We start from the raw sequence: 22838 nt of genomic DNA on the forward strand, positions 1-22838 counted from the left end.
CCTCTCGCACAGGTTCCGTATCACCAGGTAGTCGGCTGGCAAGGGCCTCTGGTTCCCGCGGACACAAGGGACAATCCTCACGCGCCGGGAGCGGGCGGAAGGCGGCCGAACCGGCCCTGCAGCGTGCCACGATGCGCAGATGACCGCTCGTCGCTCGCTCTCTCCATCTCCAGATCCAGCTCCACCTCCATCTCCATCCGGAAGCCGGTCCGGAAGTCGGTCTGGAAGTCCGTACGGCAGTCCGTACGGCAGTCCGTACGCGACCCTGATCGGTTTCGTCCTGCTCCTGGCCGCCCTCTTCGGCGTCGCGTACGCCGCCGGCTCGGCCGCCGGTCCGGCGGCTCCCGGGATACACCGCACCGGTGGATCCGGATCCGGTTCGGGCTCGGGTTCGGGCTCCGGCGGAGGGATGGGCGGCATGGATGGCATGAACGGCATGGACGGTATGCACGGCATGGGTGGACGATGAGCACGACGACCGGCTCCGCGGCCGACACCGGCTCCGCCGCCGCGACGGTGGCCGCGACCACAGAACTGATCGTCGGCGGTATGACCTGCGCCGCCTGCGTGGCGCGCGTGGAGAAGAAGCTCGGCCGGCTGGACGGCGTGAGCGCGACCGTCAACCTGGCCACCGGCCGGGCCCGTGTCTCCCACCCCGCCGAGGTCACCCCCGACGAGCTGATGGCGGTCGTCGAGGGCGCCGGCTTCACGGCGGCGCTGCCCGAGCCCGACCCCGCGCCGGGGTCCGAGGGGGGCAAGGGCGGCGAGGAGGGCGAGGCGGCCACGGGCGCCGCCCTGACCCGGCTGCTGATCACGGCCGTGCTGTCCGTCCCCGTACTGGTGCTGTCCATGGCCCCCGGCCTGCAGTTCCGCAACTGGCAGTGGCTGTGCTTCGTCCTCGCGACACCGGTCGCCGTCTGGGGCGCGTGGCCCTTCCACGAGCGTGCGCTGCGCGGGCTGCGGCACTCCGCCGCGACGATGGACACGCTCGTCTCGCTCGGCGTCATCGCCTCCTACTCCTGGTCCGCGTACGCCCTCTTCTTCGGCGGCGCCGGACGGCCGGACATGCGGATGCCGTTCACGCTGGTGCCCTCCATGACGGCCGGCACGGCGGACGTCTACCTCGAAGCGGTCGTGGGCGTTCCCCTGTTCGTGCTGATCGGCAGGCTGTTGGAGGCGCGGGCCCGGCACAGCACGGGCTCGGCGCTGCGGGCCCTCGCCTCGCTCGCCGCGAAGGACGTGCTCGTGCGGGGCGCGGACGGTACGGAGCGCCGGGTGCCGATCGAGCAGCTGCGCGTCGGCGACCGCTTCCTCGTGCGGCCCGGTGAGCGCGTCGCCACCGACGGCGTCGTCGTCGCGGGCAGTTCGGCGCTGGACCTGTCCCTGGTGACGGGCGAGAGCGCGCCCGTGGAGGCCGGTCCGGGCTCGTCCGTCGTCGGTGGCGCCGTCAACTCCGGCGGTCTGCTGGAGGTACGGGCCGAGGCGGTCGGCGCCGACACCCGGCTCGCCCGGATCGCCAAGCTGGTGGAGGAGGCGCAGGCGGGCAAGGCGAAGGCGCAGCGCGTGGCCGACGCCGTCGCCGGGGTCTTCGTACCGGCCGTGCTGGCCGTCGCCGTGACGGTCCTCGGCTTCTGGCTCGGCGCGGGCGCCTCCTCGCAGGCGGCGGTCACCGCCGCGGTGGCCGTCCTCGTCGTCGCCTGCCCCTGCGCGCTCGGCCTGGCCACGCCCACGGCCCTGCTGGCGGCCACGGGCCGCGGCGCCGGCCTGGGCATCCTGGTCAGCGGGCCGCAGGCGCTGGAGGGGCTGCGGCGCGTGGACACGGTCGTCCTGGACAAGACGGGCACGCTGACGACGGGTTCGATGACGGTGACGGGCGTGACGGCCCGTCCGGGCGGCATCGGCGAGGCGGCGGCGCTGCGGCTGGCCGCGGCGGCGGAGCAGGGGTCGGAGCATCCGGTGGGCCGGGCGGTCTGCGCGTATGTGCGGGGCGCGGACGGCACGGCAGGGCCGGAGATTGCGGAGCCGGGAATGCCGGGGGCGGCGGAGACACCGGGGGCGTCCGCTGCCGCGGCAGCGGCTTCGGAGCCCGCGGCATCGGCGGCGGCCGAGACGCCGCGGGCGAAGGCCCCGGGAGCGGGCGCTCCTGCAGCCGAGGCCCCGGAGGCGCCGGACGCCGCAGCTCCCGCCCCGCGTCTCCCGGAGGTCACTGATTTCACAGCCACCCCGGGCAAGGGCGTCGCCGGACGGGTCGAGGGACGGCTCGTGGAGGTCGTACGCCCGGACACCACGGGCGAGCGGGCACCACGGACACCACGGACACCACGCGCGGCGCGTACGAAGGGCAGCCGTTCCACCACGGCGGCGCCCCCGCTCCCCGAAGCGCTGGCCTCCGCCGTGCGCGACGCCGAGCGGGACGGGCGCACCGCGGTCCTGGTCCGCGTGGACGACACGCCGGAGGCGGTGATCGTCCTCGGCGACACCGTGCGCTCCGGTTCCTACCGCGCCGTCGACCACCTCAAGCGGCTCGGCCTGCGACCCGTCCTCGCGACGGGCGACAGCGAGGGCGCGGCGCGCGCCGTCGCCGCGGAGCTCGGCATCACCGAGGTCCACGCGCGGGCCACGCCCGAGGACAAGGCGGAGCTCGTACGAGAGCTCCGCGCCCAGGGCCGCCGGGTGGCGGTCATCGGCGACGGCGTCAACGACACGGCGGCGCTGGCCGGCGCGGACCTCGGCATCGCGATGGGCGGCGGCACGGACGCGGCCATCGGCGCCGCGGACGTCACACTGGTCCGCGAGGACATGGGCGCCCTGGCGGACGCCGTCCGGCTGGCCCGGCGCACGTCGGCGACGGTGCGCACCAACCTCGCCTGGGCGTTCGGCTACAACCTGGTGACGCTGCCGCTTGCGGCGGTGGGCCTGCTGAGCCCGATGGTCGCCGCGGCGGCGATGTCCGTCAGCTCGGTGCTGGTCGTCGCGAACAGCCTGCGGCTGCGGGGCTGGCAGCCGGTGCCGTCGCGGACGTCGACGGGACGGCGCCCGCACGGTAGGCCCGCATCTTCTGTTTCCACCGGCCGACGCCCCGGCGCCGCCTTGGCTCCGCGAGGTGACGCATGAAGAAGATCACGAAGAACATCACGGCTCTCGCCGCTGCCGGGCGCGCGGCGCTCGTCCCCGTCCTCGCGTGCGCCGTGACCCTCGGCGGGCTCGGCGCGTGGACCGCTTCGGGCGCGGCGGGCCGTCCCCCGGCCGTCACGGTCGAGAACGCGCGCGTGCTGCTGCCGTTCGGCCGGGACGACACGGCCGCGTTCTTCCGGGTACGGAACGAGGGCGACGTGGACGACGAGCTCGTCGGCGTCGACGCTCCGACGGCCGGCGGCGCGATGCTCAGCCGCACCGTGGTCAAGAAGGGCGCGGGCTCCATGCAGATGGTGCGGTCGGCGAGGGTGCCGGCCGGCGGCACGCTGGAGATGTCCCCGCACGGCGTGGACGTCATGATCTCGGCCCCGCCGCGACTGAAGCTCGGCGACCGGCTGCCCGTCGTGCTGCGGTTCCGCGGGGCGGGCACGGTGCAGGTGGAGGCGGAGGTCGTCAGGCCGGGGAACTGACAGGCGAGTGAAACGCGTGAAAACGTGAAAAAGGGGCTGGGGAGGCCGGGCACATGCCCGGCCTCCCCAGCCCTTACTTACGTGTACTTACACGTACTTCTGCCTGTCTACGCCGCGACCGGTATGCGCACGGCATCCCGCTCGGCCGTCTCCAGCTGGCAGATCAGCGCCTCGCGGGCCCGCGCCACGCGCGACCGCACCGTACCGACGGGGCAGCCCGCGACGACGGCCGCCTCCGCGTACGGCAGGCCCAGCATCTGGGTCAGCACGAACGCCTCGCGGCGCTCGTAGGGCAGGCGGTCCAGCAGCTGCGACAGCGCGACGCCCTCGTCGAAGCCGGGCAGCTGGGCCGTCTGGGCCCGCTCGGCGGCCGACTGCCAGTCGTCCGTGTCGGACAGACGGGGGCGGGCGGCGTTGAAGCGCAGCCGGTCGACGACGGTGCGCCGGGCGATGGACAGCAGCCACGTACGGGCGGAGGAGCGGCCCTCGAAGCGCTCCAGCGAGCGCAGGGCCCGCAGGTAGGTCTCCTGGACGAGGTCGTCCGCGCCCTGCGGGTCGTTGCTGAGGCGGGCCACGTAGCGGCGTACGTCGCTCTGCGTCGCGCGGATGAAGCGCTCGATGGCGTCGGCGTCACCGCTGCGGGCGGCGAGGGCCCATGTGGTCACGGCTTCGTCGTCACGCACGGCGGCCTCCCTGGCGGGAGGTGAGGGTAAGGGAGCGGGGGGTGAGGGAGCGGGGGGTGAGGGAGCGGGGGGTGATGCACCGGGCAAAAGCGGCACCGGGGACGATGGCAGGGTGCAGCACTGCAGTGAATTCCGTACCGCCATATCCGCCGGCATCGACGGCGAGGACCTGCCGCCGGGCGTGACCGGCGCGGCCCTCGACGCGCATCTGCGCGGATGCGCCGAGTGCCACGCGTGGGGCGAGCGGGCGCGCCGGCTGAGAGTGCTGGCGGCGGGCCTCGGCATGGACTGAGGAGACGGCCGAAAACGAGGCCGGCGAAACGGCCGGCGAAACGGCCGCCGAAACAGCTGGAATCGCGGGGACGGCGTGCCGGCGTGGCACGACCCGCGTACGGGCAGGGGTCATCGCCCTGTGTCCTTCCTGGAATCCGGGCAGCCCGAGGAGCGGGCGGGCCCGGTGACGTGGTTCGGCGCGGGAGGTCGCCGTCAGCCGAAGGCGACGGCGGTGCGGGCCGGTGGACCACGTGTGGCGAGGACGTGCGCGTACAGCAGCTGCCGCAGGCGCTGCGCGGCGCGGCTCCGGTCGGCGCGGATGCGCGGCGGACCGGAGGGCGCCGCCCCCGTGCGGAAGAGGACGAGGAGCGGGGTGAAGAACCGGCTGTGCAGGGTGCGGGCGACCCGGAAGGCCGCCTGCTCGCCGCCGGCGAGCCACATGCCGCAGATGACGGCGACGAGGACGTGCGCGGACCACATGCCGAGCGCGCCGTGGCCGGCGTGCATGGAGGACATGGAGTGCATGGAGGACATGGAGTGGCCGGCCATGTCACCCATGGAGCCCATATCCATGGAACCGGTGCCCATGGAGCCGGTGGAGCCCATGTCCATGGGCATGTCGCCCATGGAAGCCATGGAGTGCCCGGCGGGCGCTTCCATCGGCATGGCGGGATCCAGGCCGAGGCGGGCGGCCCGCGCCGCGTTCACGACGACGTTCTGGGCGAGACCGAAAAAGAAATGCAGCCCGGTCTGGGCGCCGACCGTGGCGAGCGTGATCAGCAGCGGGCCGCGCTCGCGTCCCGCCAGGAACCACGCCCCGCTGCCCGTACCGCACAGCGCGACGGCGACGGCCCACCAGGGGACGGTCGTCCCGGACATGACCGCGTGGCCCAGGGCAGCGAGCAGCACACAGACCGCTGCGAACACTGCGGCTCGCAGCGCTCGCGGTCCCTGTTCCGGCTGCGGCCCTGCTCTCATGACGACCACATCGTTGCACCCGCGCCGCGCGACGCGACGGCGGGGTACGCGGAGACGCCCGTACGACCCCCCGCTCGGGCGCACGGGACCGCCCCGTACCGTCCGCCCGGCGGTACGAGGCGGTGGGTCGCCGGCTCGGGGGAAGGACCGACGGCCCGGGTCCCGTCGCTCCATTGGGACTCGCAGAAACGAGTCAAGCGCGCGGGGGGCGGGTGCGGGAGCGTGTGCGCGGGGGCGACCGTGGGTGCGCGGCTCACACCCCGTGTGAATGATCAGCCTCCGGCGTGAGGCTTACGGGTGCGCGTACGGCTGCTGCTGCCTTCGCCGCTGCCGCCGCTGCCGCGCTCGGGCAGCCAGGCAGCACTGCCCTTGTCACCGAAGCGGGTGCCTATCGCGCCCTTGATGACGGAGAGGGCGGCGGGCAGCGCGGCGATCGCCGCGGCTTTGAGCGCGGAGACGTCGGTGAGGTCGAACCCGTCGGCGAGGAGGAGACCGAGGAAGGTGGTGACGTACGCGGCGGCGGTGCGCTCGAGGATGTCGAGCAGAACTTTGGGCATGACTGTTTCTTCGTCTCTTCCGTTCGTGTCCGATGGGTAAGGGAAGCGTCGTGGCGGAACGGCGCGCACCGCAAGCCCCGTAAGGCTCGGAAGAACGCGGAAGGACTCGGAAGGACTCGGAGGGCGGAGGATCCACGTGGTCGATGTGGTCGATGTGGTCGATACGGCTGAAGCGGCTGAAGCGGCTGAAGCGGTCAATCCCTGGCTGGCGATGGCAGGCGGCGAGGACCCGGCCGAGCGGAGCCGTACGGTCCGCGGGGCGCACGAGGAGTTCGTGACCGGGGGGAGAGTGAGCCCGCGGGTCCGGGCGGTGGTCGCCGACTCGTGGCGGCGGTCGGCGGCCGCGCTGCCCGCGGCGGACTTCCTCGCGCCGGTCGACCTGGCCGACGCGGAACTGGAGGAGTACCGCGGTACGCACCCGCTGGCATCCGTGATGCCGCTCTTCAGGGAGCTGCTGGGCACGATCGCGGACGACGGGGCGCACCTGCTCGCGGTGTGCGACGCGTCCGGCCGGATGCTGTGGGTCGAGGGGCACCGGGGGGTGCGGAGCCGGGCCGAGGCCATGAATTTCGTCGCCGGTGCCCGCTGGGACGAGCGGCACGCGGGCACGAACGCACCCGGCACGGCGCTCGCGCTGGACCACGCCGTGCAGATCTTCGCCACCGAGCACTACAACCGCGCGGTCCAGCCCTGGACGTGCGCGGCCGCGCCGGTGCACGACCCGCGGACCGGCCGGCTGCTGGGCGCGGTGGACCTCACGGGCGGCGACCACCTGGCGGCGCCGCACAGCCTGGCCCTGGTGCGGGCGACGGCGCTGGCGGCGGAGGCGCGGCTGGCGGAGGGGTTCCGGGGCCCGGGAGGAGTCCGCGCCCACGAGCTGACGGCCCTGGGCCAGGACGAAGCGACGCTGACGACGCCGGACGGCTGCCGAAGCCGCCGAATACGCCTGGGAAGACGGCACAGCGAAATCCTGGTGTTGCTGGCCGGCCACCCCGAGGGGCTGACAGGGGATCAGCTGGCGACGGCGCTGTACGGAGATCGCCCGGTGCCGCCGGTGACGCTGCGGGCCGAGCTGTCGCGACTGCGGCGACTGGTGGGCCCGCTGCTCGCCTCCCGCCCGTACCGGCTGTGCGCACCGGTCGAGACGGATGTCGCCCGGGTGGAGCGCGAGCTGGAGGCGGGTGACGTACGCGGCGCACTGCGCACGTACGCCGGTCCGCTGCTGCCCTCGTCGGAGGCACCGGGGGTGTGCCGGGTACGGCGGCTGGTGGAGGGGCGGCTGCGGCGGGCGGTGCTCGGCGGCGGGGACGCGTGGGCGCTGCAGCTGTGGGCGGACAGCCGGTGGGGCGAGGAGGACCTGGAGGTGTGGGAGAGGCTGCTGGCGGCGCTGCCGGCGAGTGCGCCGCAGCGGGCGGGGGTGGCGGCGGAGGCGAGGAGGTTACGGGAGACGTACGCGCGGGGCCTGCACAACCCGGGCCGGGCAACGTTGGCGCAACGTACACAGCCCTAACGTCCGACCGGTCGCTGTCGGCTCTGGAAGCGACGAAACGACGAGCGACCGAAATCCCGGAAACCCGGAAACTCAGTCACCGGAAGGGCAGGCGCCCTGATGCCTCGCTACGCGAACCCCGGCTCCCCCGACGCGGTGGTCTCGTACCGCCCGCGGTACGACCACTGGATCGGCGGCGAGTACGTACCGCCGAAGCAGGGCGGCTACTTCGAGAACCCGACACCGGTGAACGGGCAGCCGTTCACCGAGATCGCCCGCGGCACCGCCGAGGACGTGGAACGCGCGCTGGACGCGGCGCACGCGGCGGCTCCGGCCTGGGGCCGCACCTCCCCGGCCGAGCGGGCGGCCGTACTGAACCGCATAGCGGACCGCATGGAGGAGAACCTGGAAAAGCTGGCGGTCGCCGAGTCCTGGGAGAACGGCAAGCCGGTCCGCGAGACCCTCGCCGCCGACATCCCGCTCGCGATCGACCACTTCCGCTACTTCGCGGGCGCGATCCGCGCCCAGGAGGGCGGCCTCTCGGAAATCGACCAGGACACCGTCGCGTACCACTTCCACGAGCCGCTGGGCGTGGTGGCCCAGATCATCCCGTGGAACTTCCCGATCCTGATGGCGGCGTGGAAACTGGCTCCGGCGCTGGCAGCAGGCAACGCGGTGGTGTTGAAGCCGGCAGAACAAACCCCGGCGTCGATCCACATCTGGCTGGACCTGGTGGCGGACCTCATTCCCCCGGGCGTGGTGAACGTCGTCAACGGCTTCGGTGTGGAAGCGGGAAAGCCGCTGGCGGCAAACCCCCGAGTATCCAAGATCTCGTTCACGGGCGAGACGACCACGGGCCGCCTGATCATGCAGTACGCATCGGAGAACCTGAAGCCGGTCACTCTCGAACTCGGCGGCAAGAGCCCGAACATCTTCTTCGACGACGTCTCGGCGGCGGACGACGATTTCCTCGACAAGGCCCTCGAAGGCTTTACCATGTTCGCCCTCAACCAGGGCGAAGTCTGCACGTGCCCGTCCCGGGCCCTGATCCAACAGGGCCACTATGCAACGTTCATGGAAGCGGCAACCGCCCGCACCGAACAAATCCTCCCGGGCCACCCCCTCGACACGGCCACAATGATCGGCGCCCAGGCCTCCAACGACCAACTGGAGAAGATCCTCTCCTACCTCGACATCGGCCGCCAGGAAGGCGCCCGCACCCTCACCGGCGGCCACCGCGCCGACCTCGGCGGCGACTTGGCGGGCGGCTACTACGTCCAGCCCACCATCCTCGAAGGCCGCAACAACATGCGCGTCTTCCAGGAGGAAATCTTCGGCCCGGTCGTAGCGGTAACCCCCTTCACCGACTTCGACGACGCCATCACCCTCGCCAACGACACCCTCTACGGCCTGGGCGCCGGCGTCTGGACCCGCAACGGCACCACGGCCTACCGAGCCGGCCGAGCCATCCAGGCAGGCCGAGTCTGGACAAACTGCTACCACGCCTACCCGGCCCACGCAGCCTTCGGCGGCTACAAGCAGTCAGGCATAGGCAGGGAAACCCACAAAATGATGCTGACCCACTACCAGCAGACGAAGAACCTCCTCGTCTCGTACTCCCCGAAGAAGCTGGGCTTCTTCTAGTTCCAGTGACCGCAGAAGGGGTCTCTGAGCTGCGGAAAAGCAGGCCAGAGACCCCTTCCGCGACGATCTGAACACCTCCGGCGAAGCAGACCGGCGATGCGGCAAGAGGGGCCTGAAACCGACGGCCTTCATGTGCCATTAACGCAGCGTGCCCTGGCCGCACTTGACCGTAGTCGACCGACGGCGATTGACTTCTGCTCGCTTACCTCCAGCAGCGTCGTCCCCCTGCTCACCCGACGCGCGAGTGCACCCATGTCCCGTGACCTCGGAGACCCCGTGACCTCTGAAGCGACCCCCGAACTGCTCTCCCCGCTCGACCTCGCCTTCTGGAACATCGAGTCCGCCGGCCATCCTCTGCACATGGGTGGGCTCTTCATCTTCGACGCCGGCAGCCCGGACGCCGCCCAGTGTGCCGCCCGGCTGCTCGCCGCTCGCGCCGCCCGCATACCGGGCCTGAACACCCGCATCCGCCCCGTCTGGCTCCCCGTCGGCGCTGCCGCCCGCCATGTCGACCCCGGCTACGACCCGTTGGACCACGTACACCTCGCCGCGCCCGTACGGGACTTCTACGCGGCCGCCGGGGTCCTGATGCAACAGCCTCTGGAGCGGGGGCGGCCGCCGTGGGCCGCGCATGTGCTGCCCGGCGCGGACGGCACTTCCTTCGCTGTCCTGTTCACGTTCCACCACGCCCACGCGGACGGCATGCGCGCGGCGTCGTACGCCCTGTCGCTCCTGGACCCCGGCGCCGTCGACGGGACACCCGCTCCGGCCGATGCGCCACGGCCGCAGAAGAACGATCCCGGCCTGCGTCTGCCCGATCCGCGCAAGCTGCCTGGCCTGGTCCGTTCCGCCGTCACCGACGCCGGACGGGCCTTGTCCATCGGCTCCGCCATGGCCCGCGCCGCCTGGGGCGTGCGCTCCTCGCCCGCCCTCACCTCCCGCGCCACCGGCGCTCGCCGCGCCGACGGCGCGATCGTCAACCTACGCGACGTGAACCGCGTCCGTGAGGCCACAGGCGGCACCGTCAACGACGTCCTGCTCGCCGTGGTCGCGGGCGGCCTGCGGCACTGGCTCGACAAGCGCGGCGACGGCAGCGACGGCGTCAGCCCCCGCGCCCTCGTCCCCGTATCGCTGCGCGACCCGAGCGACCCGAGTGCCTCGGGCAACCGGCTCTCCGGCTACCTGGCCCGGCTCCCCGTCGACGAGGCCGAGCCCCTCGCCCGCCTGCGCGCGGTGCACGAGGTCATGGAGCGCAACAAGGAGGCGGGGCCCGCCGACGGCCCGGGCGCCGCCGCGCTGCTTGCCGACGTCATCCCGCCCCTCGGCCACCGCTTCGGCGGCGGCTTGATCGCCCGCTCGGGCCGCCTCTTCTACGACCTGCTCATCTCCAGCGTCCCGCTGCGCGGCATCCACGGCCTCACGCTCGCGGACAGCCCCGTCCGCGAGGCCTGCCCACTCGCCCCGCTCGCGCCCGGGCAGTCCCTCGCCGTGGGCATCACCACGTACGAGGACCGCGTCTACTACGGCCTGCTCGCCGACGCCGTCGCCGTGCCCGACCTGGACCTGCTCGCCCGGTCGATCACGGAGGAGGCCGCCGAGCTGGTCGCCGCCTGCGGCACCTGAGCCATTCCTGCCTCCGGCACTTGGGCCGCCCCGACCTCGGAGCGGCCCAAGGACCTTCTCGACGTCGTGCGGCCGACGGCAAGGCCGGTGACGGTGCAAATCGAGCGAACTTGCCGGTAGGCGTGCCAGGTGGTGAGCGGCTGACGGGTCAGATGTCGTCAAGGACTTCCCTGCGGGCAGCCTCATCCTTGCGATTGAGGGCGCTGGTCATCCGCACGGCCGCGAGGGTGGCCAGGATGCCGAGGCCAAGGAACAACGCCTCGGTGATGGCACTGACAACTGCGATGTCCCGGGTGGCGTTTGCGATGACCGCCATGACGATCCCGCCAGAGACCCAGGCGCACCAGATCTGGCGCTTCTCGGCCCGGACGGCCTTCTGCACGTCGCTGTAACCAGACATCGCTTCCCCCTACGGTGGTCGATGCAGGGCATCATGCCGTGAGGTGTGGGCATGCCGCAGCTAGACCACTCCTCCGGCCGGCCGTCAGCACCGAGAAAACCACTTCCCGAGCGGCTGCCCGAGTTTCGTCGGCGATGCGCGATTTCACCTTCGACTGATCGATTACCCGAATCACCTTAGCCGCAGCCGTATAGACTTCATGCAATTGAGTGATCCGAGCATCCCTCTCCCTGTCGCCGGTTATATCGAGATCGTCTATGACGGCGTTCAATCTCCGCAGCCACATCTTCTCTTCTTCTTGGCCCTGGCGGCACATGGAATCAAATTCCCTGAACCCGATAACCTCGAACTGCCGCTGCCCCGCATGCCGCGGTTGAGCACCCGCATCTTGGTTCTTGACACACCTGCCCAGGGGATCGCCGCTCGGCTGGTGGCGACCGATCGGCCGGCGAAGCCGTGACAGGCATCGACGCCCGGCTCAGCGGTGCCGGGACGCCGGGTGCGGTTTCTTTGAGAGGGCCACGACGTATCCCACGACGAGCCCGAGCCCCAGCGTCCCGATGGCGATGAACCCCAGAATGCCGAGTGCCCCGGTGCCGTCGGAGACGCCGCCGACGGTTCCCACGACTCCCGCGAGCGTTGCCAGAATTCCCAGGATGAGCGTTCGGTGGTTTCCGAAGAGCTCATGCGCGACCGGCACCCGGTCACGCCCCGGCGTGTCTCCCTGCCGCATCTCTCCGCGCCTCACTTTCAGTCCACTCGCCCGCGATCCTTGAGAGCCATGATTCTCGCATCGGGCGCTCAGAGCCGTCCCGGGCGTGGTGGGGTCAAGTTGCCTGCAAACAGGGGACCTGGACTGCTGATGGGGCGTTCAGGTCCCCTGCTTCGGCCGACCGGGCTCGTTCCGGGAGAGGTCCGTGCAGGATCAGGCCTTTTCGAGGAGGTACGTGCCCGTGCCGTCCGGCTTGCCCAGGCTGTATTGGCGCATCGGCTGGTTGTCGGAGATGCGTTCCTGACCGATCATGAAGCCGCTTTGTTTGTTCTGGATGTCGATCTTGTTGGAGCCCGGGACGTCCCGGTAGATGTAGAAGGGCTGGAGGTTGTCCGCGGTCTTGCAGGCGGCCTGCTGGACCTCGCCGCCTTCGGTGGATGCGGTGTCCTCCACGACGTTCAGGCATTTGCCGGTCGCGCGGTTGATGAGGACCTGTTCGGCGATTCCGGTGTCCTCCGGGCCGCGGCATACGCGCCACTCGAGGGCGTGTCGCAGGTGAAGCCCGGAGGGAGCGTGCCGGGGTCCAGGGGGCCGAACTTCGACGGGGTCACGGCCGGCTTCAGCGCCTTACGGGCCGACTTGTCCGACGGTGCGATCTTGCAGCCCAGGTGTTCCTGCGCCTTTCTCATGATGCTGTCCGCCGGCACCGTGTCCTCGCATCGCACCGCGCCCTCCTCGATCGTGGAGAAGGTCGTGTACGTGCTGCCGGGGCGCTCGACCCACTGGGTGCTGACCGTGCCGCTGCTCTGCACGACGCGGTTGCAGTTGAGGCTCGCGTACTCGCCGGTGATCTTGCGCGTGCCCTGGTAGAGGCCGTAGTGGCCGGGGTTGCGGAAGTCCCAGGTGATCGTCTGGGTCTCGGAGCTCGTCGCGGAAGCGGTCGTCTTCACGCTCAGGCCCACGCTCGCCCCGACCTTGCCGAGCAGCTCGCTGCCGAATTCGGCCGAGAGCTTGACGTCCAGGCCCACCTCGACCGTGATCGTGGTCTCGTTCTTGACCGTGACGGTCTGGCTGCCGGTCGATCCTGCGGTGATGTAGTAGCCCTTGAAGTGTGTGATCGTCGGTTCCACGAACGCGGTCTTGACGACCGGGCGTCGCTTGCCGAGATCGGCGGACGTACAGAAGTCCCCCGCCTTCGGACCGGTCGCCGCGGCGGCGGACCCGGCCATGGTGGTCACACCGGCGAACACCGAGGTGGTGGCCAGCGCGAGGGTCAGGGCCCCTCTCGTCCAACGGCCGGGCTCCGGACGTGGGTCGAAAAGCCGGAGCCCGGTACTGACTGGTCAGTCACTGGTGCCTGATTGCCGGAAACATAGCGGCACCGTCGAACGCACAGCCATGACGGAATCGGTCACGAGGAGCGGCCGGAATACGAACCAGAGGGGAGGCCTGCGTTTCCGTATAGGCCTCCCCCGCGTCAGTTGTCGGTGCCCGGCAGGGCTATCAGGGACTTCTGGCGGCGTTCCACTTTCCTGCCCTTGGTCTCCGAGACGTAACCCGCCGAGAGGTAGAGGGACTTGCCGTGGGCCACGGGGTAGGGGTCGGAGCCTATCCAGGCCGTGGTGGGGGTGGCGCGGTAGGTGCGGACGGTCTTCCGGGATCCCGTCGCCGGGTCGAAGCGGACCAGGGTGGCCGGGTCGTGGATGTTGCCCGCCGAGTAGGCCAGGACGGCGTCGGTGTCCGCCGGCGACGAGACCAGGTGGAACGTCTGCAGGTAGCCCGTCGCGCGCTGTTCCCACAGGCGCTTTCCCGTGGTCAGGGACCAGGCGGTCAGCTGGTTGTTGTCGTCGGAGTCCTTCTCCTCGCGAGCCGTCGCCATGACCAGCTTGTCGCCCGCGATCCGGACGTCCGGAGCCGGGGCGCTGCCGTCGCCGCGGGTGAGGCCGAAGCGGCGCTTGGGTGTGCCTTCGAGGCGGGTGCGGAGTTTGCCGTCGTCGTCGAGGACGCTCACGCGCATACGGCCCTCGTAGGGCTGGTCGGGGTCGTCGACGACGATCGGGGAGGTCGCGAGGACCTGCCCGTGCGTGCCGTACTCGCCGAGGCGGTACTTCCACTTCTCATGGCCGGTGGCCGGGTCGACCGAGGCGAGGTACGTGCCCGGGTCCTTGCTGCCGAGGAGGCAGTGCCGGATACGGAGGAGCTGCTTGCCTCCGGTGTAGCCCTCGCCCCTGCAGGTGTCCCCGTCCTCGGCGCCCTCGTACAGGCCCTTGTCGTCGTCCTTCCACAGCTGCTTTCCGTCGCTCACCCGGAACGCGGTGGTGAGGTGGTTGTCCGCCGAGACGACCACGACGTCGCCGCTGCGGGCGATCCGGGGGCCGTTGGAGGGTGCCCACTCGTCGGCGTCGACGGAGTGCTCCCAGAGCGTCTTGCCCGACGTCAGGTCGACGGCGTAGAACGTGTGGCACGCCGCCCCGGAGCCGCGGGCGAGGACCGCGATGCCCGCCGTGGAGTCGGCCGACGCCTGGCACAGGACGCTGCCCGAGCCGGGGGTCGGAGCCTCCCAGCGCTGCTTGCCTGTCTTCGGGTCGAGGGCGACCACGCGGTCCGGCAGGGCCTTGACCACGCTCTTGTCGGTGAACCAGACGCCACGGATCATCGTGGGGTGCTCAAGCCCGGACCTGGTGTACGGAAGGCTCCACGACACGGTCGCCCGGCTTCCACCGGAGCCTGCCTTGCCGGATCCGCCCCTTGCCCCGCCGTCCGGCAGCAGCATCCAGACGCCCGCCCCCAGCGCGACGACGAGGACCAGTCCCACGGCCACCGCGAGGGCTATCAGCCCTTTGCGCGTGGGGCGGTCGGGGACCATACGGGGTGCTCCCGGTATACCCGGTGCATACACCGGTGCATACATGGGCGGCGGGACTTGGCCCGTTGCGTAGGGAGGTGCTGCACCGTACGACGGTGCCGGTCCGTACGCCGGTACCGGTCCGTACGACGGTGCCGCCGCTTCCCCCGGTGCCGGCGGCGTCGGCGGCGTCGGCGGCGTCGGCGGTCGCGTCGGGTCCGGCGGCGCGATGACGTAGTCGTCCCCGCCGTTCTCGTTCAAGGGCTCGCCCATTCGGCCTCGAATCTCCTTCTCTCCCTCGTAAGGGACTAGTCATACCAAGTCGGATTCCCCGGCGGCCCGCCGGGCGGCTTGCGGGCGCCGGGTGCGGGTACGGCAGATGCAGCCTGTACGACAGGTGCGGCCCGGGCCTACGACGCGTTCCTGCGCATCGGCGCGAGCAGCGTCAGATGGGCGCCCGAGCGGGTGCCGGAGCGGCCGTCGCGGCGGCCGTTGGTGGTGCGGTAGACGTCGACGGGGCCGGCGGGGCGCCAGTGTTCGCCGAGTCGCTTGGCGGTGTACATCGCCTCGTCCGCACCCCGGAGCAGGTCCGAGAGGGCGGCGCCGGGCCGGTGGCTGGTGCGGCAGATGCCTATGGAGGCCCGCGGGGAGAGAGTGACGCTGCCGGTCTCCAGCGGTGCCGAGAGACGGGCGGAGAGGCTGCACGTCAGCTCGGAGTCCAGGTCGGCGTCCGGCGCGAGGCGCACCACGGCGGTGAACTCGTCGCCGCCCAGCCGCGCCGCGAAACCGCCCCGCTCCCGGCACCACGCGGCCAGGCGCCGGCCGACCGCCGCGATGACCTGGTCGCCGACGGCGTGCCCGTGCGTGTCGTTGATCTGCTTGAAGCCGTTGAGGTCGAGCAGCAGGACGGCGGCGTGCGGCCGCTTCACCGCCCGCTGCGCCCGGCTGGTGAACTCCTCGCGGCACATGAGGCCGGTGAGCGGGTCGGTGCGGGCGGTGCGCAGGCGGCGGACGAGGAAGAGGGCGTGGGCGGCCCATCCGATGGTGGGGGCGGCGATCGGTAAGGCCTGGATCAGGAGGTTCATCGGGCACCTTCCGGAACAGAGAGGTGGCCCGTCGCTTCCCTCGCCGTGGACGCCATGAGCGCGCGTTGAGGCGCGAGTACGCCGTCGCGGTGGGGCGCGAGCGGGCCGGTGGGTGGGTCCGGTCATGCTGGAGATCCCCCGTTTCCCCGGGCCCCGCCCGTGGCCGTGCCCACGGCCCCACCCGTTCCGCACCCGTCCGCGCCTACCTCTGGCCCACGGCCGCGGATCGCGGCAGGCTGGGCAATCCGACAGAGATCCGGCGGAAAGGGAGATCAACGGTGAGTCCACAGAAGACCGGCCGCCCCGAAGCCCCCCTCTCGCGCGTCGCCCTCACCCCCGCCGCCGCGCGCCTCCTCCGCCTGCTGCGCGAGCGGCACGGCCCCCTGATGTTCCATCAGTCCGGCGGCTGCTGCGACGGCAGTTCGCCGATGTGCTATCCGGACGGCGAGTTCCGTACGGGCGCCTCGGACGTCCTGCTCGCCGAGCTGACGGTCGAAGGCGTCGCGGAACCGGTCGGCTTCTGGATGTCGGCCGACCAGTTCGAGCGCTGGCGCCACACCCACCTCACGGTGGACGTGGTGCCCGGCCGCGGCAGCGGTTTCTCCCTTGAGGCGCCGGAGGGGCAGCGCTTCCTGCTGCGGTCACGGCTCCTCACGGATGACGAGGCGCGGCAGCTCGGCTGAGAAGCCCCCATACGGTGCCGACGCCTACACCTGCGCCGACGCCTACACCTACGCCTGCACCTACACCTGCGCCTACGACGCCGCGTCCACCAGCGACAGCGTGTGCAGCCGCTCCGGCGGGCCCGGCCGCGCGTAGTACCAGCCCTGGGCCGTGTCGCATCCCAGCACCCTCAGGTGCTCCGCCTGCGTGCCCGTCTCCACCCCTTCGACCGTCACCGACAGGTCCAGGGTGTGGGCGAGCGAGACGATCCCCTCGACGATCTTCACGTCGACGGGATCGGCGGGCGCGCGCTGCATGCCGCGCGTGAAGGAACGGTCCAGCTTGAGCGTGCTGACGGGCAGTCTGCGCAGGTAGGAGAGGTTGGAGTAGCCGGTACCGAAGTCGTCCAGGGCGATGTCCACGCCCAGGTCGGCGAGCTGGCGCAGCGGCCGCAGCTCCTCCTCGTCGGCCCCGATGAGGGCGTTCTCGGTGACCTCCAGGCACAGGGCCGACGGGTCCAGGCCCGAGCTGTCGAGGACGGCCACCGTGTCGGCGACGAGCGAGGGGTGGCGCAGCTGGGACGGCGAGAGGTTGACGTTGACCCGCATCGGGCCCTCGTTCGTGCCCTCGGACCGCCAGGCGCGCGCCTGCCGCGCGGCCTCCTGCAGCACCCAGCGCCCCAGGGGCACGATCAGGCCGGTGCTCTCGGCGAGCGGGATGAACTGGTCCGGCCCCAGGACGCCGTGGACGGGGTGCAGCCAGCGTACGAGGGCCTCCGCGCCCCGCACCGTGCCGTCGTTGAGCCGGACGAGCGGCTGGTACTCGATGAAGAACTCGCCGTTGTCGAGCGCCGCCGGCAGGCAGTTGGTCAGGCTGTGCCGGGCGATGACGCGGGCGTCGGAGTCCGCGTCGGCGAGCTCGTAGCGGTTTCCGCCCGCGGCCTTGGCGCGGTACATGGTGATGTCCGCGCTGCGCAGCACCTCCGCGGCGCCGCTCTCGCCGGACGCGCCGTCCACGATGCCGATGCTGGCCCGTACGGACAGGTCGCGGCCGTCGAGGCGTACGGGCTCGGCGAGCGCGGCCAGCATCCGGCGGGCGAGGGCGGCCGCGTCCTCCTGCGCGGTGGGGCCGGTCAGCAGGGCCACGAACTCGTCGCCGCCGAGGCGGGCGACGAGCTCCGCGGGCTCCTCGGCGCACGAGCGCAGCCGCTCGGCGACGGCGACGAGCAGCCGGTCGCCCACGGCGTGGCCCAGGCTGTCGTTGACGGCCTTGAAGCCGTCGAGGTCGAGGTAGCAGACGCCGAAGCGGTCTTCGCCGGGGGCGAGGGCGCGGTCGAGCCGCTCGAAGAACAGCGTGCGGTTGGGCAGGCCGGTGAGGGCGTCGTGCGTGGCCTCGTAGCGCAGCTGCTCGTGCAGCAGGCGGCGCTCGGTGATGTCCTCCATCAGCGCGAGCTGGTACTGGGGGCGGCCGTGCGCGTCGCGCAGCAGGGCGACGGACAGGTCGGTCCACAGCACGCTGCCGTCGCCGCGGTAGTACGCCTTCTCGACGCGGTAGTAGTCGCGTTCGCCGCGGACGAGCTCGCTGTAGAGGCCCCAGACGTCGGGCGAGTCGTCGGGGTGGACCATCTCGCCGACGTTGCGGCCGGTGACCTCGGCGGCGTTGGTGCCGAACATGCGGCTGAGGGCGTCGTTGACGTCCATGATGCGGCCCTCGACGTCCGCTATGCCGACCCCGATGGCGGCGCCCTCGAACACGGCGCGGAAGCGCTCCTCGCTGGTGTGCAGCGCCCGTTCCGTCTCGGCCTGTGCGGCGAGGGCGGCGCGGGAGAGGGCCTCCTGCTCGGCGAGGGTCCGCTCGCGCAGGGCGCGGGCGAAGCCGGCGGCGACGGTGTGCTGCAGGCGCGAGCAGCGGGCGCGGGTCTCCTCGTCCGAAAGGTTCCGGTCCGGCGGGCAGTACAGGACGAGGTAGGAGTCGACCGCGCCCAGGATCAGCGACAGGGCGTCCGGGTCGGTGCAGTGCGCGCGGACGAGCGCGGCGCCGACCTCGGCCGCGGGCTCGGGGTCGAAGGGCTGCGAGCGGAGGGCGGTACGCAGGAGGGCGGCGAGCGGGACGAGGTAGTCCTCGAACTCGGCGCGGGTCATGGAGGTGGCGGTCGCGGGGTAGACGGCCCGGCTCCAGACGGCTGCGAAGCGGCGAAGGGCGTCTTGCCCTCCGGGCAGATGGGCGTCTTGCCCTCCGGGCAGGGGCAAGGGGCGCTCGTGCGGGGGGCCGCCCGGCCCTCGTACGTCGTGGTCCATCTGGGCGTGGGCGTTCAGCGCCCCGGGGCGGTCCGTCCCGAGACAGTCCGTGCCCAACCGGTCCGTCCCAGGATGGTCCGTGCCCAACCGGTCCGTCCCGGGCCCGGCCGTCCCCGGCGTGCCGGCCGGAGTCCCGCTCCGATCCCGGTCGCCCTCCCCGGCTCCGGCACCGTCACCGTCCCGCCCGCAACGGCCCGCCGTTCTGCCCGCGGCCGCCGTGTCCAGTGGCGACAACGCCCCGCTCCCGATACCCACCCCGACCTCGGTTCCGCTTCCGCTTTCGATTCCGTTTCTGGTTCCGCTTGTGCCCTCGGTCCCGGCCTCGCTCCCCTTGCGAGGCCTTGTGACTTCTGCCCCGGCAGGGCCACCGGTAACCGGCCCTGCCGTTCCGTCTCCGGATCCGCTCGGCTCCTCGCCGCGCGGCTTTCGGGTCATGGCTTGCGCCCCACGCCCGCGAAGCCGACATACATGGCGGGGTCGTCGTCCGCTCCGCCGGCGCTCTTCACCGGGTCGGGCCGCCAGTCGGGCATGGCCACGAGCCCCGGCTCGACCATGTCGAAGCCGTCGAAGAAGCGCGCCACTTCCGGGCGCGAGCGCATCAGCAGCGGCGAGCCCACGTTGCGGTAGACGCCCTCCACTCCCTGCCCCTCCTCCGGCCTGATCGGACCGGTCTCGGTCGTCGCATGCGTGAGGACCAGCAGGCTCCCCGGCGCGAGCGCGTCGCGCAGCTCGGCCACCGCCGCCCACGGGTCGTCCTGGTCCTCCACGAAGTGGAGGACGGCCACCAGCAGCAGGGCGACCGGCCGGTCAAGGTCGAGGAGCCTGCCGACCTCGTCACTGGTCAGGATGTCATGGGGCTTGCGCAGATCCGCGGGCAGGACGGCGGAGCGCGGGTCGCCCTCCAGGACGGCCCGGCCGTGGGCGACGGCCACCGGGTCGTGGTCGACGTAGACGACGTGCGAGCGCGGGTCCGCGGCCTGCGCTATCTCGTGGACGTTGCCGAAGGTCGGGATGCCCGAGCCGATGTCGAGGAACTGGGTGACGCCCTCGCCGACGGCGTAGCGCACGGCGCGCCGCATGAAGGCCCGGTTCGACTGCATGATCTTCGGCAGTCCGGGAAAGGCCTCCATGGCCCGTCGGCCGGCCTCCCGGTCGACCTCGAAGTTGTGCGAGCCGCCCAGGTAGTAGTCGTAGATCCGGGACACGCTCGGCACGGAAAGGTCGATGCCCTGGGGGGCCCAGGTGGGACGCTCCATCAGTCTCTTGCTCCAGCTCGTCTCGGGGACATGTGAGCAGAGGCTACTGATCGTTCGTTCGAATGGAAGCGGCAAGCGGAAATCAGCGATCCGCATTCAGCTCTCATTCACCCTCGTCCGCACGGCTTCGATCACGCCAATGGTTGATCATGCCAATAAATGACCAAGAGGGGAAATATGTCCTGATGCCGTCGCCGCCGCCGTCCCGGGAGCGATCCCAGGACGGCTCGCTCCTGCGTGGCGTCAGCCCCGCGGCTCCCGCCACATCGGCCACATCCGCGGCCCGCCGTCCGGCAGATCGATGGGCGTACCGGTGAAGGCGAAGCCGAGGCGCTCGTAGAGCCCCTTGCTCCGGGCGCTGCTCGCCTCCAGATAGGCGGGCATCCCCTCCGCGTCACACCGGTCGAGGACGGTCGTCAGGAGCGCCCTGCCCCGGCCCTCGCTGCGCCGGCCGGGGGCGGCGACGATCGTCGGCAGGTAGTAGTGCGCGCGGTCCCCGGGGTGGGCCGCCTCCGTCAGCTCGGCGACGATCCGGGCGCGGTCGTTCCCGGGATCCGCCATCGCCAGCTGCTCGCTGAGCTCGTCGTCGCCATCGGCCTCGGTAGCGGCAGCGGCGTCGGCAGCACCGTCGCCGGCACCACCCGCCTGCACCGGTATCCACAGCGCCGCCGCCGAGAGGTCGTCCATCACGTCGACCCAGCCGTCGCGCAGCGCCGCGTCCAGGAACACCCCGAAGAACCCGGGGTGGGCGGCGCGGCGGTGCGCCTCGTCCGGAAAGACCCAGCCGCTGACCGGGTCCTCCATGAAGGCCTCCCCCAGCAGCAGGCTGATCGCGTCCCGCTCCTCCTGCCGGGCCCGGCGGATCTCCGGTACGACGGTGGTGGTGCTGGCGGCGGTGGCGGTGCCAGCGGCAGCAGTGGCAGTGGCAGTGGCAGTGGCAGCGACTCTCTGATGCACAGTCATGGTTCCTTCCGTACGGCGTACGACGCTCACGTCCTGTCCGCGCCCGATCGTACGGAGGCCACTCCTCCACCCGTCAGCGGATCCCCAGCTCCCGCAGCACCCGCCGCTGCCGCTCCTCCGGCCGCACGGGGAAGTAGAGGTAGCAGACGCCGCCCGAACCCCCCTTGACCTGCCCCTGGGCGTTGTAGCGCTTGGTCCTCAGCCAGATGTTCTCGAACTGGCGGCGCTTGTAGACCCGCCGGACCGCCGCGTTCGACGGGCTCGCCGGGTCGTTGGCGACCACGTCGCCCTGCCGGGTGAACCCGACCACGCACATCAGGTGCCCGGCCGTTCCGTAGCCCGCCCCGTCGAGCTCGGAGGCGAGGAAGGACTGGGAGGTGATGACGGGGATCCGCGCGCGGATCAGCTTCTCGACGTCGCCGAGCGAGCGCAGCCGGGTGATCACCGCCTGCATGTCGCGGTACGTCGACGCGTAGGCCGCGTTGAAGGGCCAGTTGCCGCACCCCTTGTACTGGTGGTCGTAGGTGAAGCGGGCGGCGTGGCAGACCTGGGGGTCGGCGTAGTCGCGGTTCACCCAGGCGAGTTCCCGGGCGGTGGGCACCCGGCCCCAGTACTCGAGGACCATCTGCGACGAGGTCGGGCTGCACCACGCCTCGCCGCCGTTGTCGTACTCCGGGTACTGCCCCTTGTGGATCTCCTGCGAGTAGCGCGGCACGCGCAGCTCGTGGCCCGCGCCGGCCCCCGGCGCGGAGGCGGGCACGGTGAAGCGGTCGGGGATGTCCGAGCCCATCGCGCCGAGCCTCCACACGGTGGGCGTGAGGTGGTGGCTCCCGGCCCTGCGGCAGAGGGTCAGGCGCAGTTCGTACGAGGCGATGCGCAGGCCGGAGGCGGGGTTGTCGACGGCGAGGGTGTCGGTGGAGACGTTGCTGCGGCCGTCGCCCTGGCCGTCTACGGAGGTGCGGCGGATGTCGTCGGGGCCGTCGCCGGCCGTCCAGCGGCCCATGACGTACCACGGGGTCCGGGTGCGGTCGGTGTACGTGCCGCGCGCCTCCGCCTGGATCCAGGTGCCGGCGGGCGCGTGGGCGTTCCAGGAGGCGATGACCTCGCTCGCGGGGACGGGAGGCGTACGGACCGGTGAGGTCCACGTGGCGTACTCCCACGAGGTCTTGGTGCCGGTGTGCGGGTCGGCGTACTCCAGCGTGCCGGCGGGCCGGTCGATGACCAGGCCGTCGCGCCGCCCGGTACGGATGCGGGTGCCGCCGGCGGTGCCCTGCCGCCAGTCGCCGGCCGAGGTCCAGGCGTAGTAGTCGACGGCTGCGCTCCCGGAGACGGAGGAGAACGAGGAAGAGGAGATCGAAGAGACGGAGGAAGAAGAGAGGGACACGGGGCCGGAAGGTCCGGAGGGGCCGGAAGGTCCGGAGGAGCCGGAGGAGCCGGAGGAGCCGAAAGTGCCGGAGGAGCCGGAGGAGCCCGATCCGGGCGGCAAGGACACGGCCGCCGCGGCGCCCAGGGCGGCGGCGAGCACGGTACGGCGCGGGGTGGGTCTGCTGGGCGTGCTACTGGACATGGCGCTGGTCCCCCAGTCGTCTGCGGATCGCGGATGGGCTTGCGGATGGGTTTGCGCATGGGCTTGCAGATGGGTTTGCGGATGGGGCGCACGCACGGACACCGCGCGCCGGGTGTGCCAGTGATTCCCCGTCCTGCCGGTCCCGATACCGGCAGGACGGGGGAAGGGTGGTCAACCCGACGCCACCCGTCCCCTCCC

General features: G+C 71.9%; 21 protein-coding genes. 8 read left to right on the plus strand and 13 right to left on the minus strand.

All coding sequences use genetic code 11. From position 1 onward, the window contains the following. The first annotated feature begins 465 nt into the window (after positions 1 to 465). The gene (locus tag IE241_RS28450) at positions 466 to 3114 is read left to right on the plus strand and encodes a heavy metal translocating P-type ATPase (RefSeq protein WP_190024723.1); all 2649 of its coding nucleotides are present in this window, start codon (positions 466 to 468) and stop codon (positions 3112 to 3114) included. Then, positions 3111 to 3605 (plus strand): copper chaperone PCu(A)C, encoded by a 495-nt coding sequence (locus tag IE241_RS28455; RefSeq protein ID WP_190024724.1) that lies wholly within the window; start codon positions 3111 to 3113, stop codon positions 3603 to 3605. The genes IE241_RS28450 and IE241_RS28455 overlap by 4 nt, the downstream gene beginning before the upstream one ends. Before the next feature lie 107 nt (positions 3606 to 3712). Here IE241_RS28455 and IE241_RS28460 read toward each other — a convergent pair whose 3' ends face one another. Then, the gene (locus tag IE241_RS28460) at positions 3713 to 4288 is read right to left on the minus strand and encodes a sigma-70 family RNA polymerase sigma factor (protein ID WP_190024725.1); all 576 of its coding nucleotides are present in this window, start codon (positions 4286 to 4288) and stop codon (positions 3713 to 3715) included. A gap of 112 nt (positions 4289 to 4400) precedes the next feature. Between IE241_RS28460 and IE241_RS28465 the strand changes: the two genes are divergently transcribed. Further along, positions 4401 to 4580, plus strand: coding sequence for a zf-HC2 domain-containing protein (locus IE241_RS28465; protein WP_190024726.1), 180 nt, complete (start codon positions 4401 to 4403; stop codon positions 4578 to 4580). Positions 4581 to 4774: 194 nt separating this feature from the next. Here the strand turns inward: IE241_RS28465 and IE241_RS28470 are convergent, their stop codons facing one another. Both IE241_RS28470 and IE241_RS28475 read right to left on the minus strand, forming a co-directional pair. Further along, the gene (locus IE241_RS28470; protein WP_190024727.1) at positions 4775 to 5488 is read right to left on the minus strand and encodes a hypothetical protein; all 714 of its coding nucleotides are present in this window, start codon (positions 5486 to 5488) and stop codon (positions 4775 to 4777) included. A 323-nt stretch (positions 5489 to 5811) separates the two neighbouring features. Then, positions 5812 to 6096, minus strand: coding sequence for a holin (locus tag IE241_RS28475; protein WP_190024728.1), 285 nt, complete (start codon positions 6094 to 6096; stop codon positions 5812 to 5814). 211 nt (positions 6097 to 6307) lie between these two features. On the opposite strand from IE241_RS28475, the gene IE241_RS28480 reads away from it, so the two are divergent. From IE241_RS28480 to IE241_RS28490, 3 genes are all read left to right on the plus strand, one after another. Continuing rightward, positions 6308 to 7606 (plus strand): helix-turn-helix domain-containing protein, encoded by a 1299-nt coding sequence (locus tag IE241_RS28480; protein ID WP_190024782.1) that lies wholly within the window; start codon positions 6308 to 6310, stop codon positions 7604 to 7606. Positions 7607 to 7705: 99 nt separating this feature from the next. Then, positions 7706 to 9229, plus strand: coding sequence for an acetaldehyde dehydrogenase ExaC (gene exaC, locus IE241_RS28485; RefSeq protein WP_190024729.1), 1524 nt, complete (start codon positions 7706 to 7708; stop codon positions 9227 to 9229). 276 nt (positions 9230 to 9505) lie between these two features. Further along, entirely contained in the window at positions 9506 to 10852 is a 1347-nt protein-coding gene (locus tag IE241_RS28490) for a wax ester/triacylglycerol synthase family O-acyltransferase (protein ID WP_229899927.1), read from the plus strand. Positions 10853 to 11000: 148 nt separating this feature from the next. Here the strand turns inward: IE241_RS28490 and IE241_RS28495 are convergent, their stop codons facing one another. After that, complete coding sequence (locus IE241_RS28495; protein WP_190024731.1) at positions 11001 to 11252, minus strand: hypothetical protein; 252 nt, start codon at positions 11250 to 11252, stop codon at positions 11001 to 11003. A gap of 205 nt (positions 11253 to 11457) precedes the next feature. On the opposite strand from IE241_RS28495, the gene IE241_RS28500 reads away from it, so the two are divergent. Beyond that, entirely contained in the window at positions 11458 to 11712 is a 255-nt protein-coding gene (locus IE241_RS28500; RefSeq protein WP_190024732.1) for a hypothetical protein, read from the plus strand. A gap of 18 nt (positions 11713 to 11730) precedes the next feature. On the opposite strand, the gene IE241_RS28505 is transcribed toward IE241_RS28500, so the two are convergent. From IE241_RS28505 to IE241_RS28525, 5 genes are all read right to left on the minus strand, one after another. After that, complete coding sequence (locus IE241_RS28505; RefSeq protein WP_190024733.1) at positions 11731 to 11985, minus strand: hypothetical protein; 255 nt, start codon at positions 11983 to 11985, stop codon at positions 11731 to 11733. A gap of 192 nt (positions 11986 to 12177) precedes the next feature. After that, entirely contained in the window at positions 12178 to 12519 is a 342-nt protein-coding gene (locus tag IE241_RS28510; RefSeq protein WP_190024783.1) for an RICIN domain-containing protein, read from the minus strand. Further along, entirely contained in the window at positions 12423 to 13193 is a 771-nt protein-coding gene (locus IE241_RS28515) for a hypothetical protein (protein ID WP_190024734.1), read from the minus strand. The genes IE241_RS28510 and IE241_RS28515 overlap by 97 nt, the downstream gene beginning before the upstream one ends. A gap of 248 nt (positions 13194 to 13441) precedes the next feature. Beyond that, a complete protein-coding gene (locus IE241_RS28520) occupies positions 13442 to 14830 on the minus strand; it encodes an outer membrane protein assembly factor BamB family protein (RefSeq protein WP_190024735.1) in 1389 nt (462 codons plus the stop codon). A 389-nt stretch (positions 14831 to 15219) separates the two neighbouring features. Further along, on the minus strand, positions 15220 to 15894 hold the full coding sequence (locus IE241_RS28525; protein ID WP_190024736.1) for a GGDEF domain-containing protein: 675 nt from the start codon (positions 15892 to 15894) through the stop codon (positions 15220 to 15222). Positions 15895 to 16172: 278 nt separating this feature from the next. Here IE241_RS28525 and IE241_RS28530 point away from each other — a divergent pair, with 278 nt between their 5' ends. Continuing rightward, the gene (locus IE241_RS28530) at positions 16173 to 16577 is read left to right on the plus strand and encodes a DUF779 domain-containing protein (protein WP_190024737.1); all 405 of its coding nucleotides are present in this window, start codon (positions 16173 to 16175) and stop codon (positions 16575 to 16577) included. A 72-nt stretch (positions 16578 to 16649) separates the two neighbouring features. Here IE241_RS28530 and IE241_RS28535 read toward each other — a convergent pair whose 3' ends face one another. From IE241_RS28535 to IE241_RS28550, 4 genes are all read right to left on the minus strand, one after another. After that, entirely contained in the window at positions 16650 to 18698 is a 2049-nt protein-coding gene (locus IE241_RS28535) for a putative bifunctional diguanylate cyclase/phosphodiesterase (RefSeq protein ID WP_308433758.1), read from the minus strand. 587 nt (positions 18699 to 19285) lie between these two features. Then, positions 19286 to 20110 carry an SAM-dependent methyltransferase gene (locus tag IE241_RS28540; protein ID WP_190024738.1) on the minus strand — a complete coding sequence of 275 codons (825 nt, stop codon included), beginning with the start codon at positions 20108 to 20110 and terminating at the stop codon, positions 19286 to 19288. Between the two features lie 243 nt (positions 20111 to 20353). After that, complete coding sequence (locus IE241_RS28545; protein WP_373300793.1) at positions 20354 to 20914, minus strand: GNAT family N-acetyltransferase; 561 nt, start codon at positions 20912 to 20914, stop codon at positions 20354 to 20356. Between the two features lie 232 nt (positions 20915 to 21146). Then, positions 21147 to 22640 (minus strand): C39 family peptidase, encoded by a 1494-nt coding sequence (locus tag IE241_RS28550; RefSeq protein WP_190024740.1) that lies wholly within the window; start codon positions 22638 to 22640, stop codon positions 21147 to 21149. Positions 22641 to 22838 lie beyond the last annotated feature (198 nt).

The organism is Streptomyces hiroshimensis, from assembly GCF_014650335.1.
In the GTDB taxonomy this organism is placed as follows: Bacteria; Actinomycetota; Actinomycetes; order Streptomycetales; family Streptomycetaceae; genus Streptomyces; species Streptomyces hiroshimensis.